Here is a 15845-nt window from a genome sequence, read left to right on the forward strand (position 1 = left end):
CCGCGCGGTGTGCGCAGGATCTCCCCGTCAGGCGAGCGCCTGCCCGAGGTCGGCGAGGAGGTCCTCGACGTCCTCGATGCCGACGGACAGCCGGACGAGGTCGTCGGGGACCTCGAGCGCCGTGCCCGCGACGGAGCCGTGCGTCATGCGGCCGGGGTGCTCGACGAGCGACTCGACCCCGCCCAGCGACTCCGCGAGCGTGAAGACCCGCGTGCGCGCGCACACGTCGAGCGCCTTGGCCTCGCTGCCCACGCGGAACGAGACCATGCCGCCGAACCCGGACATCTGGCGCGCCGCGAGCTCGTGGCCCGGGTGCGACGCGAGGCCCGGGTAGATCACCTCGGTCACGGCCGGGTGCGCGTCGAGGAACTCCGCGACCGCGGCCGCGTTCGCCTGGTGGCGGTCCATGCGCACCGCGAGCGTCTTGAGCCCGCGCAGCGTGAGCCACGCGTCGAACGGTCCGGCGACGGCGCCCGACGCGTTCTGGTGGAAGCCCACCGCCCCCGCGACGTCCGTGCCGCCCGCGGGCGACGAGAGCCCGCCGGGGAGCTGCGCGCCCGTCGCCACGACGAGCGCTCCCCCGACGACGTCGCTGTGGCCCCCGACGTACTTCGTGGTCGAGTGCACGACGACGTCCGCCCCCAGCGCGAGCGGCTGCTGGAGGTAGGGGGTCGCGAAGGTGTTGTCGACGACGAGCAGCGCCCCGGCGTCGTGCGCGACGCCCGCGAGCGCCGCGACGTCGCTCACTCCGAGCAGCGGGTTCGTCGGGGTCTCGACCCAGACGACGCGCGTCTCGGGGCGCACGGCGGCGCGCACGGCCTCGACGTCCGTGAGGTCGACGGGCGTGTGCTCGACGCCCCACGGCCCGAACACGCGGGCGATGAGGCGGTAGGTGCCGCCGTACGCGTCGTCGGGCACGATCACGTGGTCCCCGGGGCGCACGACGGCCCGCAGCAGCGTGTCCTCGGCGGCGAGGCCGGACGCGAAGGCGAACCCGCGCGCGGCGGGCGAGCCGCCGTCGGGGCGCAGGCCCCCGGACTCCGCGGCCGCGAGCGCCTCCTCGAGGGCGGTGCGCGTCGGGTTCGCGGAGCGCGAGTACTCGTAGCCGCCGCGCAGCCCGCCGACGCCGTCCTGCTTGTACGTCGAGACCTGGTGGATCGGCGGCACGACGGCGCCGGTCGTCGCGTCCGGGTCCTGGCCCGCGTGGATCGCACGCGTGGAGAAGCCGGTGGTGGTCCAGTCGGGGTGCTCGCTCGAGGTGGTCACCCGACCAGCCTAGGCGCACCCCCTGCGCCGAGCAGGCGGTCCTGGTCCGTCCCGCTACCCGGACGAGCGAGGACCACCTGCTCGACGGCGGCCGTGGCGGGGGCGGTGGCGGCCGCGACCGCCGCGGGGCACGGTAGGGAGGCGGGCGGCGGCCGTCGTCCGACGACCCAGAAGGAGCCCGCGCATGAGGATCGACCTGGACGGCAGGAGGGCGCTCGTCACCGGCTCGGCGCAGGGCATCGGGCTCGCGATCGCGCGCACGCTCGCGGCGTGCGGCGCGGCGGTCGTCGTCAACGGGCGCTCCGAGGAGACGGCGCAGCGGGCCGCCGCCGACGTGCGCGAGCACGTGCCCGGGGCGGACGTGCTGGGCGTGGCCGCGGACCTCGCGACCGACGAGGGGACGGCGGCCGTGCTCGACGCCGTGCCGCACGTCGACGTGCTGGTGAACAACCTCGGCATCTTCTCGAGCGCGGACCCGCTCGCGATCGACGACGCCACGTGGCGCCGCTACTTCGAGGTGAACGTCCTCGCGGGCGTGCGGCTCACGCGCGCGTACCTGCCGGGGATGACGGAGCGCGGCTGGGGCCGGGTGCAGTTCGTCGGGAGCGACTCGGCGGTCGTGATCCCGGCCGAGATGATCCACTACGGCGTGACGAAGACGGCGCTGCTCGGCGTCTCGCGCGGGTTCGCCAAGGCCGCGGCGGGCACGGGCGTCACGGTCAACAGCGTGCTCGCCGGGCCCACGCACACGGGCGGGGTGGAGGCGTTCGCGCGCGAGCTCGTCGGCGACGACCTGCCGTGGGACGAGGCGCAGCGCGTGTTCATGCGCGAGCACCGCCCGCAGTCGCTGCTCCAGCGCCTCATCGAGCCGGAGGAGATCGCGCACATGGTCGCCTACCTCGCGTCGCCGCTGGCGTCGGCGACGACCGGCGCCGCGGTGCGCGTCGACGGCGGGTACATCGACTCGATCGTCCCGTGAGAGGCTCGGGCCGGACGCCTCCCTCGACCCCCTCGGTCGCGGCACGTCCGCGGAACACCGACCGCCCCCGCCGCGTTCTACCCCGTGCCAGGACGATGCGTCGTGGGCCAGCGCCCCGGTCGTCCGGGCACCTCAGGAGGTAAGCGATGAACTCGATCTTCGACGCGATCTTCGGCTCGTCCGGCAAGACGACGATGATCGCCCCGGAGGACGCGCTGCCCGGGCGCCAGTCGCCCGTGCTGCAGACGCCGCGTCCCCACACCGTGCTCGGCACCTCGATCACCGGCCCGTGGCCCGAGGGCACGCGCGTGCTCTACCTGGCGATGGGCTGTTTCTGGGGCGCCGAGGAGATCTTCTGGCAGGTCCCCGGGGTGGTGAGCACCGCCGTCGGCTACATGGGCGGCACGACGCCGAACCCCACCTACGAGGAGGCGTGCACCGCGCGCACCGGCCACACCGAGACGGCGCTCGTCGCGTACGACCCGACGAAGGTCTCCGAGGAGGAGCTGCTCAAGATCTTCTGGGAGCGCCACGACCCGACGCAGGGCTACCGCCAGGGCAACGACGTCGGCACCCAGTACCGGTCCGCCGTGTACTGGACGACGCCCGAGCAGGAGCGGGCCGTCCGTGAGACGGCGGCGCGCTACTCCGCGGTGCTCGAGGCCAAGGGGTACGACCCGGTGACGACGGAGATGCGCCCCGCGGCCGAGGCCGGGCCGTTCTACTACGCCGAGGACTACCACCAGCAGTACCTCGACAAGAACCCGAACGGCTACCGCTGCCACGCGACCACGGGGGTCCCGTTCCCGAGCGCCGCGTAGCACCCGCCGAGAGGTGAGAAGTGGCCCCTGGTCCCGCCGGATCAGGGTTCCACTTCTCGCGTCTCGCCCGCGCGACGTCCCGCTGGCGCGTCCCGCCGAGGTGCGGGGCCGCCGGGGTCGCCCGCACGATGGGCCCATGACGATCCCCACCCTCGCGGCGCAGGACGGCACGACGATCCCCGCGATCGGACTCGGCACCTACCGGCTCCAGGGCGAGGAGGGTGCGGACGCCGTCGCGCGCGCGATCGACGCGGGGTACCGGTTGATCGATTCCGCGTTCAGCTACGAGAACGAGGGCGCCGTGGGTGCGGCGGTGCGCCGCTCGGGCGTCGCGCGCGAGGACGTGCTCGTGACGTCGAAGCTCCCCGGGCGCCACCACGCGCACGACGACGCCGTCCGGACGGTCGAGGAGTCGGTGCTGCGCACGGGCCTGGACTACCTCGACCTGTACCTCGTGCACTGGCCCAACCCGCGCGTGGGCCGGTACGTCGAGGCGTACGAGGCGCTCGTGGAGTGCCGCGACCGGGGCCTGGTCCGGCACGTCGGCGTCTCGAACTTCCTGCCGGAGCACCTGGACGCGGTGATCGCAGCGACGGGCGTGACGCCCGTCGTGAACCAGGTCGAGCTGCACCCGTACTTCCCGCAGCCGCTCCAGCGCGCGGCCGACGCGGAGCGCGGCGTCGTCACGGAGGCGTGGAGCCCGATCGGTCGCGCGAACGACCTGCTCCGGGACCCGGTCGTCACGCAGGTCGCGGCAGCGCACGGCGTCTCCCCGGTGCAGGCGATCCTGCGCTGGCACGTGCAGCTCGGCGTCGTGCCGCTGCCGAAGGCGTCGTCGCCGGAGCGTCAGCGCGAGAACCTCGACGTGTTCTCGTTCGAGCTGACCACGCACGAGATGAACGCCCTGACCGGGCTCGCCCGGGCGGACGGGCGCACGAACGGCCAGGACCCGGCGGTGTACGAGGAGCTGTAGCGCCGGGACCGCACGGCCCGGTCCCGGCGCGGCGGCGCGCGCCCCGGCCCGCCGGTCGTGGCACCGTGTGCGCGTGACCTCCCCCGCGCTCAGCCCGCTGCCCGACGCCGCCCGCCCGCCCTGGGCGGTCGGGTCGCCCCTGCGGCTGCTCGCCGCGGTCCTCGTGTCCGGCTCCGCGGTGCTGCTCTTCGCGGTCCACGCGCGCCCGCTCGGGTACGTCCCGCTCGTCCTCGGGGTCGCGCTCGGGCTGCTCGTGGACCGGCGCCTCGGCCGCGACCTCGCGCTGGTCGGCGTCGGGATGGGGATCATCTCGACCATCTCGCTGAAGGCCGACCTGTCCGACGCCGGCATGGTGCGCTTCGCCGTCGTGCTCTCCCTCGCGGTGCTCGTCCCGTGGGCGCTGTCCCGCTTCGTCTTCCGCGAGGACGCCGTCACGTTCCCCGTCGCGACGGGGCGCCGCTGGACGCGGGGGCAGGTCGTGTACCTGGTCGTGGTCGTCGTGGCGGGCTACCTGATCCTGCCGTTCTACTTCATCGGGTCGGGCGCGTACCTCAACTGGCCGCCGATCACGGGCGGCGCGGAGATCGCGCGCCTGTTCGTCGGCGTCAACGCGGTGGGCATCTGGGACGAGCTGTTCTTCGTGTGCGTGGTCTTCGCGCTGTACCGCGAGCACTTCGGGGTGTGGACGGCGAACCTGCTCCAGGCGACGGTCTTCGTGTCGTTCCTCTGGGAGCTCGGCTACCGCGAGTGGGGCCCGCTGCTCACCGTGCCGTTCGCGCTCGTCCAGGGCTGGATCTTCTCCTGGAGCAAGTCGCTCACCTACGTCGTGGCCGTCCACCTGCTGTTCGACGTCGTGGTGTTCGCCGTGCTCGTGCACGCCCACCACCCGGAGCTGTTCGACGTCTTCGTCACCGCGCCGCGCTGACGGCGCGGCCCGCGGGCGAGGTCAGGACGGTCGGGCGAGCAGCACGCGGCGCACACCGTCGACGCGGCACGCCGCCGCGATGGCCGTCGTGGCGGGACCGGCGAGCACCGTCACCGCCGCCACGACCACGGCGACGCCCACGGCCGCGCCGGCCACGACGTCGTGCGGGAAGTGCACGCCCTGGGCGACGCGGGCCGCCGCGACCGCCACGGCCAGCAGGGCCGGCACGACGACCCACACCGCGAGGTCGCGCGTGCGGGATCGGGTCGCGTGCCGCGCCGGCACGGCGCCGGGAACCCGCACGGCCGGCGCGCCGGCGAGGACGACGGCGGTCGCGAGGGCGAACGCGATCGCGGTGTGGTTGCTCGGGAACGACCAGTCGCCCGCCGCGGGGCAGTGCGCGACCTCGACCAGCTCCCAGCAGCCGCGCGGCTGCTGCACGAGCGACTTCACGGCCTCGCTCGCGGCGTAGGCGGCGACGGCGCCCACGCCGGCGACGAGCGTCGTCGCGACCGCGGGCGGGCCGCCCCGGCGCGAGCGCCAGGCCACGAGCGCGCACCAGGCCACGAGCACGAGCACGCCGCCCTCGGCGACGAGCTCCGTCCCGGGGAGCTCGGCCGTGCGCGCCGTGACGGCGAGGTAGAGGGACTCGCTCGGCCCGCGCAGCATCCGGGCGGCGAGGACGACGAGCGCCGCCCCGACGAGCCACGACAGCGCCACGAGCGCCTGCCCCGCCAGCCCGGACGACGGCTCGGGGGCGGTGGGTCCGGCCAGCTCGCCGTCGCTCTCGTCACGCGTCGGGACGGGGTCGGGCAGGGTCGTGGTGCGGGACGAATCGGGCGAAGTCATCGGACGAGGGTATGCCGGGTGAACCACGGGTGAACATCCGCCCCGCGGCGGACGTCCGCCGCGGGGCGTCCACCCAGGGCGGTACCTCGCGGGACCGCCGGCGCGACCCGCGACCGGCGACCGCGGGGGCGGCCCTACCGGGTGCCGGAGGAGTCCTCGTCCGCGGGGACGTAGAACGCCGTCGTGGCGGCGACGCGGGCGGCGACGTCGTCCGCGTCGAGCCCGTCGGCCGCGGCGAGCGCCGCTCCCCACGCCTCGCTGCTCGCGACGTTGAACGCGCGCAGCTCAGGGCTCGCGAGTACGGCCTCGGGGTCGAGCGTCGCCCCGCCGTCGAGGTGCAGCCCGAGGCCCAGCAGCGCGCCGTCCCACCCCACGCCGACCGCCCCCGGGCCGAACTGGTCCCACATCTCCGGCGGCACGACGGCGGTGTGCTCGAGCGTGAGGGTCGTGCCGCCGTCCGGCGCGGGCGCGAGCCGGACCTCGACGACGGACGAGTCCTCCGGCGTCGGCGGACCCATGACCCACGTGAGCCGCAGGAGCCGCGGGGCCTCGCACGCGCGGATCTCCCCGCCGGCGTTGCCCTCGACCTGGTAGGTGCCGCCGACCCGCAGGTCGCCCGTCACGGGCAGGAACCAGCGCGGGATGCGCTCGGGGTCGGTGACGGCGTCCCACACGTCCTCGACGTCGGCCGGGTAGGTGCGCTCGAGGGTGATGACCCGTGCGGCACCGGCGGGCAGGTCTCCCGTCCCGACGGTGCGCCGCGCGGCCTCGAGCTCGGCGATGAAGTCCTTCATGCTGTCCTCCTCGTGGTGTCGGTGGGGCGCTCGTCGTCCTCGTCGGCGCCGGGTGCCGTCGCTCGACGGCGCTCGCGGGCACCCCGGGCGAGCTCGGTCCCGAGCGCGTCCAGCCGCTGCTCCCAGAACCGGCGCAGGCCCGCGGTCCAGTCCTCGACCTCGTCGAGGGCCGCCGGGTCGAGCGCGTAGAGGCGCCGGGTCCCGTCCGGGCGGACCGACGCGAACCCGCTGGTCCGCAGCACGCGCAGGTGCTGCGACACCGCGGGCTGGCTGATGCCGAACTCCTCCCCCACGCGCGCCGCGATCTCGCCGGCGGGCTGCTCGCCGTGCGCGAGGTGCTCGAGGATCCGACGACGCACCGGGTCGCCGAGGACGTCGAACGCTTCCATGACCCCCATCTTTCAGCCTGCGCTTATATAAGTCAATGCCTATGTTGCGAGCGCGCGTGCCATGACCCGCTGCGGCCCGGCGCTCCCCCCGAGGTACGCGCCGCGGTCGTGCAGCCCCGCGCGCGTACGCGCGCCGCCCCGCCGCGTTGCGGTCGTTGACCGTGAGGACGAGCGCCCCGTACGGCGCCGTCCGCCCGCGCAGCGCCGCGAGCGCCGCGACCGCGCCGGGAAGGTCCCGCACGACGCGCGACCCGACGCCGCCGCCCTGCGCCGCGACGTCGACGAGGAAGCCGCGGAACAGCACGACGTCGTCCGGGGCGACGCCGTCGAGCAGCGCCGCGACCTCGGCCGGGGCACCGCCGGGGTGCAGCACGCCGAGCGCGACGGGGTCGCCGCCCGGCGGCCGGGCGACCAGCAGGTGCCGGCCCGGGTCGGCGTGGGCCGCGGCGACGACGTCGGCCGCGGGCGGCACGAACTCCTCCTGCCCGGGTCCCAGCCGGAGCCGGAGCGCGGCGGCGAGCAGCCGGCCCCGCTCGTCCGGGGGCACCGCGTCGAGCAGCACGAGCTCGACCGGGCCACCCGGAGCCTGCGGCGCGGGCGGCGGAGCCGTCACCGCCGCTTCCCGCCCCGACCGCGGGCGCCCCGGCCCTTCGGCGTGCCGCGGCCCTGCGCGCCACCCCCGCCGCGCCCGCCACCCGCTCCCGCACGACCGGCGCCCGCTCCCCCGCGGCCCGCGCCACCGCGCGCGTCGCGGTCGCGGCGCTCGCGGGCGGGCGCGGCATCCTCCGCGGGCGCCGTCGCCCGACGCCCGCGCGAGCTGTTGGCCGTGCGGCCGCGGACGATCCCGACCATCTCCTCGACGAGGTCGTCGTCGCGGTCCGCGACCCACGCGAGCGCGACGGGGGCCGACGGCGCCCCCTCCAGGCGGCGGTAGGTGACGTCCTTGCGGTGGTGCAGGCGCGCGAGCGACTGCGGCACGACCGCCACCCCGACGTTCGCGGCGACCAGCACGACCGCGTCGCCGGTCGTCGCGGGCCGCTCGTCGGCCGGCCGCCCCGGTGGCTGCGGCGCGTCGTCCGGCGCCCCGGCCTCGCCCGCCCACGGCACGACGTCGTCGAGCGGCCGCAGCAGCACGTCGTCGGCGAGGTCGTCGAGCGCGACCGGCTCCTCGGGCTCCAGGGCGGCGAGCAGGTGGTCGCGCGACACGAGCACGACGGGCGCCTCCTCGTAGAGGCGGATCGCGCTCAGCACGTCGCGGTCGACGGGCAGGCGCAGGATCGCGGCGTCGGCCTCGTCGTCGCGCAGGGCCCGCTCCGCGTCGCCGGGCTCGACGGCGACGAGCTCGAGCGGCACGTCGGGGAGGCGCTCGCGCCACGTGCGCACCCACTTGGCCGGGGTCGCGCCGGGGACGTACGCGAGCCGGAACCGGCGGCCGGCCCCGTCGTCCCCGCCGCCGTCGGTCGTTGCCTCGGGAGCCGTGCCCGCGTCGTCGTCCACCCGGACAGCCTAGGCGCGCGGTCCCGCGCGCTCCCGCCCGGCGTGCACCGGGCCCGGCTCCGGTCCGTCGCAGGCCCGCCGGACGCCCGCCGCGCGCCCGACCGCGGGCCGCCGGTACCCGACCGGCCGACTACCCTGGAGCCCATGACCCCCAAGCAGTCCGCGCAGACCATGAAGCCCGCCACCGCGGCGAAGAAGCTCGGGGTGTACCTGCCCGCCACGCCGCAGGAGTTCCAGGAGGGCACCATCACCCGGGCGCAGCTCGAGGAGATGGAGAAGAACCCGCCCCAGTGGCTCGCGGACCTGCGCCGCAACGGCCCGCACCCGCGGCCCGTCGTCGCGGGCCGGCTCGGCGTCTCGATCTCCGGCCTCACGCGCGGCGGCCTCACCGAGCCGCTGACCACCGACGAGATCGACGCGCTGCGCCAGGACCCGCCGGAGTGGCTCACGGCCGAGCGCGAGGTGCAGAAGAAGGTCCGTGCCGAGGAGGAGCGGCTCGCCGCCGCGCGCGCGAAGAAGGGCTGAGCCGCGTCCTGCGGGACCGCGTCTGCCGGGCGGCCCGACCGGCCTCAGTCCGGGCGCGGTGCCTCCGTCGCAGCGTCCGTCGCAGCGTCCGTCGCGGTGGCCGCGCGGTCGGTGTGGCCGAGCGACAGGTCGGGCGCGACGGCGTCGCGCACCCGGCGCTTGAGGTCCGGGATCTCGGGGAACCCGCCGTCGACGCGGCGGTCCCACAGCAGCACCGGCCCGTCCCCGGCGTCGAGCGTGACGCGGAAGACGCCGTCCGTGCCGGGCACGAGGGCCACCTCGCCCAGGCGCGTGCGGAACGTCTGCAGGAGCTCCTGCGCGACCCACGCCGCGCGCAGCAGCCAGCGGCACTGCGTGCAGTACTCGACCGCCACGCGCGCGGTCCCGCGCGCCTCGGCGGGCGCGGTCGGAGCCTCTGCCCGCGCGGAGGACTCCGCAGGCGCCTCGGCGGGCGCGGGGGCGTGCGGGCCGGGCTGAGCGGCGTCGTCCGTCATGGCGCCCAGCGTACGGGCGACGGCCGGGCGCGCGGGTGGCCGTCCACCGCCGTCGGACCGGCTCAGACGCCCCGCTCGGCCGGGAGGCGGCCGCTCGTCACGGCGGCCTCGAGCGCGGCGTAGTCCCCCTCGACGACGTCCGCGTACGCGCGCGACCACCGCGCGAGGGACTCGTCGAACACGTCGGAGCGGCCGAGGTAGCCGTGCGCCACGCGCGCGCCCGGCGACTGGCTGTGCGCGCGGGCGAGCACGCGCCCGCACAGCTCCCCGTACCGCACGAACTGCGAGGCCGAGAGCCGGCCGAGCTCGACGGACCCCTTCATGTCGCGGAACTGGCGCCAGTAGAAGTCGACGCGTGGGCGGCCCGTGCGGTCGGGCGCCTCGACGGTCGTCCACCCCAGGAACGGGTCGGACTGCGCCTGCAGGATGCGCTGGGCGGCGACCACCCGGCGGCCCTGCGCGGGCAGGGCCCCGGCGGGCACGAGCCCGGACGGCAGCGCGTCGACCATCCCGCCGTACGTCGCGAGGACCGACGACGTCGCCTCCTTCACCTGCAGCACGAGCGGCTCCCCCGCGGGCCCCTCGAGGAGCACGATGTAGCAGCGCGTCCCGACGCTCCCGACGCCCACGACGCGCAGCACGAAGTCCACGACCGTGAACTGGCTCAGCAGGAGCCGGGCGTCGGCGCGCAGCGGCTCGCGGTACGCCTCGAACAGCGTCGTGAGCTCGTCGACGCTCGCCGTGTCCACGTGCTGGGTGACCGGTGGCTGGTCGACGATCCGGGTGCGGCCGTCGGCGGTCCGGCTCGTGATCTTCCGCACCACCTGCTCCGACGTGCGCCGCCGCGCCTTGCGCACGGTCCGCTCGAGCTCCTCGCGCCCGCCGTCGAGCAGCAGGGGCTCGATGACCGCGGTGTCGACGAGGAACGCGTAGCGCGCGAGGGCGTCGCGCGCGAACGCCTCGGCGAGCGTCTCGCGGTACCCGCGCACCGCGCCGCGCGCGGCGTCCGCGCAGTCGTGCTCGGCCAGGCCCTTGTCCCGCCCGCCCACGTACATGCTCGCCGCGAGGCGCTTGACGTCCCACTCCCACGGGGCGTCCGACGCCTCGTCGAAGTCGTTGAGGTCGAACAGGACCCGCCGCTCGGGCGACGCGAAGAGCCCGAAGTTGGAGACGTGCGCGTCCCCGCACGCGACGACCTGGACGCCGGTCCGGGGGCCGTCGCGCAGGTCGTGGGCCATGGTCGCGGCGGTGCCGCGGTAGAACGCGAAGGGCGACTCGAGCATCCGGCCGATCCGCAGCGGGACCAGGTCCTGGAGCCGGTCGCGGTTCTGCTCCTCGACGATCGCCACCGGGTCGCGCTCCGGCAGCAGCAGCGCGCCCTGCGTGCGGCGCGGCACCCGGTCGCGCAGCGCGCGCCCGACGGCACGGGACTCGACCAGGGTTCGCGGGACGTCCACGGGTGCCTCCTCGCTCTCCGCAGTCGCACAGTAGCGCTCCGCCGGGCGCGCGGCGCGGCGACCACCGGGCGTCGGGGAGACTGGGGCGGTGACGACCTCGCCCGACCTCGCCGCCCTCCTGGAGCGCCTGCGCACCCACGACGTCGGCCCGGACCGGGAGGACGCACCGGTCGCCGTCGACCCGGCCGACCGCCTGCTGCTCGACGAGGCGTCGCCCCTGCTCGCCGGCGTCGCGCCGGGGGCCGTGGCCGTCGTCGACGACCGGTACGGCGCCCTCACCCTCGGCGCGGCGCTGCTCACCGGGGCAGGACCCGCCGCGGGGCGCGTGCGCGTCCACCAGGACGCGTGCACCGCGGAGGCGGCGCTCGACGCGAACGCGCGCGCGGCGGGGATGACGACGGCGTACGACCGCCGCGGACTCGACGCGGGGCTCCTGGCCGGGGCGCGGGTCGTGCTGCTGCGGCTCCCCCGCGGCCTCGCGGCGCTGCGCGACGTCGCGGAGCACGTCGCGCGCGAGGCCGGTCCGGACGTCGTGCTCCTCGGGAGCGCGCGCGTCAAGCACATGACGCGCGCGATGAACGACGTCCTCGCCGAGTCGTTCGGCGAGGTGCGCGCGAGCCTCGCCCGGGGCAAGTCCCGCGTGCTCGTCGCGTCGGCGCCCCGGCCGGCGCGCCCGCTGACCTACCCGGTCGTCACCGACCTGGCCGAGGTCGGCCTGCGGGTCGCGGCGTTCGGCGCCGCCTTCGCGGGCGCGGGCCTGGACCTCGGCACGCGGTTCCTGCTCGACCGGCTCGGCGCCGACGACGCGCCGACCCCCGGCGGGCAGGGTGCGGCGCCGCGCGACGTCGTCGACCTCGGGTGCGGGACGGGCCTGCTCGCCGCGTGGGCGGCCCGGCGCTGGCCCGACGCGCGGGTGGTCGCCGCCGACCGCTCGGACGCCGCCGTCCGCTCGACGGCGCTCACGGCGCGCGAGAACGGCGTGGCCGACCGCGTGCGCACGGTGCGCGACGACGCGGGCGCGACCCTCGCGGACGCGAGCGCCGACGTCGTGCTGCTCAACCCGCCGTTCCACGACGGCGCGGCGGTGCGCACCGACGCGGCGCACCGCATGTTCGCGACCGCGGGGCGCGTGCTGCGACCGGGCGGCGAGCTGTGGTGCGTCTGGAACTCGCACCTGCGGTACCGCCCCGCGCTCGAGCGCGCGGTCGGGCCCACGACGCAGGTCGCGCGCGACCCGCGCTTCACGGTGACGCGGTCCGTGCGGCGCTGAGCGGCGGGCGCCCGTCGTGGGTGATCACCGCGACGACGGGCACCCCGCGCTCACGAGGTCACTGGACGTCGACGACGTCCACGACGAAGACGAGCGTGTCCGTGCCGCCGATGCCGGCCTGCGGCACGCCGCGCTGGCCGTAGCCGTGCTCCGGCGGGATCGAGAGCAGCACGCGGGAGCCGACGTTCTGGCCCACGAGGCCCTTGTCCCAGCCGCCGATGACGGCGCCGACGCCGATGGGGAAGGCGATGGTGTCGCCGCGGTCGTAGGAGTTGTCGAAGACGTGCCCGCCCCAGGTCTGGCCGAGGTAGTGCACGACGATGTTGCGCCCCGACGTGACGGCCGGGCCGTCGCCCTCGGTGAGCACGACCACCTGCAGACCGCTGGGCGCGTCCGTCTCGGGGAAGGTGAGCGTCGGCTTCTCGCCGAAGGATCCCGAGGCGGTGGGGAGGGTGGGCTGGTCGGTCACGAGGTTGCCTCTCGTCGGGTGCAGGAAGGCCCGCGCGGGCGCGGGTCTCCCTACCCTACGCGGGTCGCCACGACCCGGCCGGGCGCGATCGCCGGAGCTCTTGCCCTCGTTGACTAATGGCATTAGCCTTGCAGCTATGACCACGAGCCAGCACCCGACCGTGCGCCACCTCGCCCGCGCCGAGGGATGCCTCGCCTACACCGACCAGGGCTCCGGCCCGCTCGTCGTCGCCGCGCCCGGCATGGGCGACCTCCGCGCCACCTACGACGACGTCGTCCCCCACCTCGTCGCCGCGGGCCACCGCGTGGTCGTCATGGACCTGCGCGGCCACGGCGACAGCGACACGACCTTCGCGACGCACGGCGACGAGGCGACCGCGTCCGACTACGTCGCGCTCGTCGAGCACCTGGACGCCGGCCCGGCCGTCCTGCTGGGCAGCTCCATGGCGGCGTCGGCCGCCGTCGTCGCCGCGGCCCTGCGTCCCGACCTCGTGCGCGGGCTCGTCCTGCTCGACGGGTTCCTGCGCGAGCCGTCGTCCCCCGCGAGGCTCCGCGCGATGCGCATGCTCTACCGCGTCGCGCTCGCACGACCGTGGGGCGCGGCGTTCTGGGCCTCGTTCTACGGCTCGCTGAACAAGGGCCGCACCCCCGCACGCCTCGCCGCGCACCAGGCCGCGATCCGCGCCAACCTCTCCGAGCCGGGGCGCCTGCGCTCCTTCCGGGACCTCACCCTCCAGCTCGACCACCGCGTCGTCGAGCCGCGCGTCGCCCAGGTCGAGGCGCCCGTGCTCGCGGTCTGCGGCGCGCTCGACCCCGACTACGCCGACCCGGCCGCCGAGGCCGCGTGGGCCGAGCAGGCGCTCGGCGCGACCACGCTCCTGCTGCCCGACGTCGGCCACTACCCCCAGCTCCAGGCGCCCGAGGAGGTCGTGGCCGCGACCCTCGACTTCCTCGCCGGGCTGCCCGACGGCGACGCGCGCCCGGGCGACGCGCGGTCGGAGGACGCGCGTGGCTAGGGCCGGGCTGTCCCACGACGCCGTCGTCCGGATCGCGCTCGACCTCGTCGACGCCGGCGGCCCGACGGGCTTCGCCGACCTCACGCTCGCCAAGGTCGCCGCGCAGGCGGGCGTCGCGACGCCGAGCCTCTACAAGCACGTCGGCTCGCTCGCCGGGCTGCGCCGCGAGGTCGCCGTCGTCGCCGTGGAGGACTACACGCGCGCCCTCACCGACGCGACGGTCGGCCTCGCCGGGCCCGACGCCGTCGCCGCCCTCGCGCACGCGACCCGGCAGTACGCCCGGGCGCACCCCGGCCGGTACGCGGCCGTGCAGGTCGCCCCCGACCCGGACGACCCCGCGGACGCCGCGCTGTCGGCGGCCGCGGGGCGCAGCGTCCAGGTCGTCGCCGCCGTGCTGCGCGGGTTCGAACTCCCCGAGGACCGCACGGTCGACGCCGTCCGGTCCGTGCGTGCGAGCCTGCACGGCTTCGTCGCGCTCGAGCTCGGCGGCGGCTACCGCCTGCCCGACGACCTCGACCGCAGCTTCGACCTGCACGTCCGCGCGCTCCTCGCCGGGCTGGCGTCCCTCGCGCGCCCGCCGGCCGGAGCCTGAGGCGCGCGGGGGCCCGGTGGGGATCAGCGCGCGGCGACGAACCCCAGGAGGTCGTGCCGCGTGAGGACCCCGACCGGGTCGCCGTCCTCGACGACGAGCAGCGCGTCGGCGTCGTGCAGCGCGGTGCGCACCGCCTCGACGCCCTCGCCCGCGCCGATGAGCGGGAAGCGGGGCTCCATGTGCTGGTCCACGCGGTCGGCGAGCGACGCGCGGCCGGAGAAGACGGCGTCGAGCAGCGCGCGCTCGCTCACCGACCCGGCCACCTCCCCGCTCTTGACGGGCGGCTCGGCGCCGACGACGGGCATCTGCGACACCCCGTACTCGCGCAGGATCTCGATGGCGTCGCGGACCGTCTCGCTCGGGTGCGTGTGCACGAGGTCGGGCAGGCGGCCGTCCTTCGCGCGCAGCACGTCGCCCGCGGTCACGCCCTCCTCGTCGGGCAGGAACCCGTAGGACCGCATCCACGCGTCGTTGAAGATCTTGGAGAGGTAACCGCGCCCGCTGTCCGGCAGCAGGACGACGATGACGGCCCGCGCTGCCGCCTCCGGGTCCTCCTCCTCGAGCCGGCGCGCGAGCCGCAGCGTCGCCTCGACCGCCATGCCGCACGACCCGCCGACGAGCAGGCCTTCCTCGCGCGCGAGGCGCCGGGTCATCGCGAACGAGTCCGCGTCGCTGACCGGGATGACCTCGTCGGGGACCGCCGGGTCATAGGCGTCGGGCCAGAAGTCCTCGCCCACGCCCTCGACGAGGTACGGGCGCCCGTCGCCGCCGGAGTAGACCGAGCCCGCCGGGTCCGCGCCGACGACGCGCACGCGCCCGCCGTCGGAGGTCGCGCGGTTCGCGGAGACCTCCTTGAGGTAGCGGCCCGTGCCGGTGATGGTGCCGCCCGTGCCGACCCCGGCGACGAAGTGCGTCACGCGACCGTCGGTGTCGGCCCAGACCTCGGGGCCGGTCGACTCGTAGTGCGACGCCGGGCCGTTCGGGTTCGCGTACTGGTTCGGCTTCCAGGCGCCCGGGATCTCGCGGACCAGCCGGTCGGAGACCGAGTAGTAGGAGTCCGGGTGGTCGGGGGCCACGGCGGTCGGCGTGACGACGACGCGCGCGCCGTACGCGCGCAGCACGTCGCGCTTGTCCTGGCTCACCTTGTCGGGGCACACGAAGACGCAGTCGTACCCCTTGCGCTGCGCGACGAGCGCGAGCCCGACGCCCGTGTTGCCGGACGTCGGCTCCACGATCGTGCCGCCGGGCCGGAGCTCGCCCGACGCCTCCGCGGCCTCGACCATCTTCAGCGCGATGCGGTCCTTGACGGAGCCGCCGGGATTCACGTACTCGACCTTGGCGAGGATCGTCGCGCTGAGGCCTGCGGTGACACGGGACAGCCGGACGAGCGGGGTACCGCCGACGAGCTCGGACACGTGCTCTGCGTATCTCATGCCCCGATCATCCCCGATCCGGCGCCGCGCGCGTGCTCGACCGGGCACCGTCCCGACCGACGCCCGCCGTGCGGGTCGCTCGCGACGGGAATTCCCG

17 protein-coding genes are annotated in these 15845 nt (G+C 76.3%); 8 read left to right on the top strand and 9 right to left on the bottom strand.

Annotation, left to right across the window (positions count from 1 at the left end; translation table 11 throughout):
• Nucleotides 1-27: 27 nt before the first annotated feature.
• On the bottom strand, nt 28-1266 hold the full coding sequence (locus HKK73_RS14270) for a cystathionine gamma-synthase (RefSeq protein WP_085387483.1): 1239 nt from the start codon (nt 1264-1266) through the stop codon (nt 28-30).
• Nucleotides 1267-1450: 184 nt separating this feature from the next.
• Between HKK73_RS14270 and HKK73_RS14275 the strand changes: the two genes are divergently transcribed.
• The 4 genes from HKK73_RS14275 to HKK73_RS14290 all read left to right on the top strand — a co-directional run bounded on the left by HKK73_RS14275 (nt 1451) and on the right by HKK73_RS14290 (nt 4964).
• Nucleotides 1451-2245, top strand: a complete 795-nt coding sequence (locus tag HKK73_RS14275; protein WP_085387482.1) for an SDR family NAD(P)-dependent oxidoreductase — start codon at nt 1451-1453, stop codon at nt 2243-2245.
• Between the two features lie 146 nt (nt 2246-2391).
• On the top strand, nt 2392-3066 hold the full coding sequence (gene msrA / locus HKK73_RS14280) for a peptide-methionine (S)-S-oxide reductase MsrA (protein ID WP_043655228.1): 675 nt from the start codon (nt 2392-2394) through the stop codon (nt 3064-3066).
• A 136-nt stretch (nt 3067-3202) separates the two neighbouring features.
• The gene (locus tag HKK73_RS14285; protein ID WP_085387481.1) at nt 3203-4039 is read left to right on the top strand and encodes an aldo/keto reductase; all 837 of its coding nucleotides are present in this window, start codon (nt 3203-3205) and stop codon (nt 4037-4039) included.
• 97 nt (nt 4040-4136) lie between these two features.
• A complete protein-coding gene (locus tag HKK73_RS14290; RefSeq protein WP_034653394.1) occupies nt 4137-4964 on the top strand; it encodes a CPBP family intramembrane glutamic endopeptidase in 828 nt (275 codons plus the stop codon).
• 21 nt (nt 4965-4985) lie between these two features.
• On the opposite strand, the gene HKK73_RS14295 is transcribed toward HKK73_RS14290, so the two are convergent.
• From HKK73_RS14295 to HKK73_RS14310, 4 genes are all read right to left on the bottom strand, one after another.
• Nucleotides 4986-5813: a phosphatase PAP2 family protein gene (locus HKK73_RS14295; protein ID WP_171468250.1), complete on the bottom strand. Its 828-nt coding sequence runs from the start codon at nt 5811-5813 to the stop codon at nt 4986-4988.
• A 134-nt stretch (nt 5814-5947) separates the two neighbouring features.
• On the bottom strand, nt 5948-6607 hold the full coding sequence (locus tag HKK73_RS14300) for an SRPBCC family protein (protein WP_043660541.1): 660 nt from the start codon (nt 6605-6607) through the stop codon (nt 5948-5950).
• On the bottom strand, nt 6604-6996 hold the full coding sequence (locus tag HKK73_RS14305; protein WP_171468251.1) for a helix-turn-helix transcriptional regulator: 393 nt from the start codon (nt 6994-6996) through the stop codon (nt 6604-6606). The genes HKK73_RS14300 and HKK73_RS14305 overlap by 4 nt, the downstream gene beginning before the upstream one ends.
• A 609-nt stretch (nt 6997-7605) precedes the next feature.
• Nucleotides 7606-8493, bottom strand: a complete 888-nt coding sequence (locus HKK73_RS14310) for a substrate-binding domain-containing protein (protein ID WP_144722746.1) — start codon at nt 8491-8493, stop codon at nt 7606-7608.
• 144 nt (nt 8494-8637) lie between these two features.
• On the opposite strand from HKK73_RS14310, the gene HKK73_RS14315 reads away from it, so the two are divergent.
• Nucleotides 8638-9018 carry a DUF5997 family protein gene (locus HKK73_RS14315; RefSeq protein ID WP_034650386.1) on the top strand — a complete coding sequence of 127 codons (381 nt, stop codon included), beginning with the start codon at nt 8638-8640 and terminating at the stop codon, nt 9016-9018.
• Between the two features lie 44 nt (nt 9019-9062).
• Here HKK73_RS14315 and HKK73_RS14320 read toward each other — a convergent pair whose 3' ends face one another.
• Nucleotides 9063-9392: a SelT/SelW/SelH family protein gene (locus HKK73_RS14320; protein ID WP_034650388.1), complete on the bottom strand. Its 330-nt coding sequence runs from the start codon at nt 9390-9392 to the stop codon at nt 9063-9065.
• 182 nt (nt 9393-9574) lie between these two features.
• The gene (locus HKK73_RS14325) at nt 9575-10969 is read right to left on the bottom strand and encodes a DUF2252 domain-containing protein (protein WP_216607995.1); all 1395 of its coding nucleotides are present in this window, start codon (nt 10967-10969) and stop codon (nt 9575-9577) included.
• An 88-nt stretch (nt 10970-11057) separates the two neighbouring features.
• Between HKK73_RS14325 and HKK73_RS14330 the strand changes: the two genes are divergently transcribed.
• Complete coding sequence (locus tag HKK73_RS14330; protein ID WP_253705654.1) at nt 11058-12239, top strand: class I SAM-dependent methyltransferase; 1182 nt, start codon at nt 11058-11060, stop codon at nt 12237-12239.
• A gap of 58 nt (nt 12240-12297) precedes the next feature.
• Here HKK73_RS14330 and HKK73_RS14335 read toward each other — a convergent pair whose 3' ends face one another.
• Nucleotides 12298-12708, bottom strand: a complete 411-nt coding sequence (locus HKK73_RS14335) for an FKBP-type peptidyl-prolyl cis-trans isomerase (RefSeq protein ID WP_009864026.1) — start codon at nt 12706-12708, stop codon at nt 12298-12300.
• Nucleotides 12709-12844: 136 nt separating this feature from the next.
• Here HKK73_RS14335 and HKK73_RS14340 point away from each other — a divergent pair, with 136 nt between their 5' ends.
• Both HKK73_RS14340 and HKK73_RS14345 read left to right on the top strand, forming a co-directional pair.
• Nucleotides 12845-13723 (top strand): alpha/beta fold hydrolase, encoded by an 879-nt coding sequence (locus tag HKK73_RS14340; RefSeq protein ID WP_171468253.1) that lies wholly within the window; start codon nt 12845-12847, stop codon nt 13721-13723.
• On the top strand, nt 13716-14315 hold the full coding sequence (locus HKK73_RS14345) for a TetR/AcrR family transcriptional regulator (protein WP_171468254.1): 600 nt from the start codon (nt 13716-13718) through the stop codon (nt 14313-14315). The genes HKK73_RS14340 and HKK73_RS14345 overlap by 8 nt, the downstream gene beginning before the upstream one ends.
• Before the next feature lie 23 nt (nt 14316-14338).
• On the opposite strand, the gene HKK73_RS14350 is transcribed toward HKK73_RS14345, so the two are convergent.
• Nucleotides 14339-15748 (bottom strand): cystathionine beta-synthase, encoded by a 1410-nt coding sequence (locus HKK73_RS14350; protein ID WP_171468255.1) that lies wholly within the window; start codon nt 15746-15748, stop codon nt 14339-14341.
• Between the last annotated feature and the right edge of the window lie 97 nt (nt 15749-15845).

The sequence above is a fragment of the Cellulosimicrobium sp. 72-3 genome (genome assembly GCF_013127315.1).
In the GTDB taxonomy this organism is placed as follows: domain Bacteria; phylum Actinomycetota; class Actinomycetes; order Actinomycetales; family Cellulomonadaceae; genus Cellulosimicrobium; species Cellulosimicrobium funkei.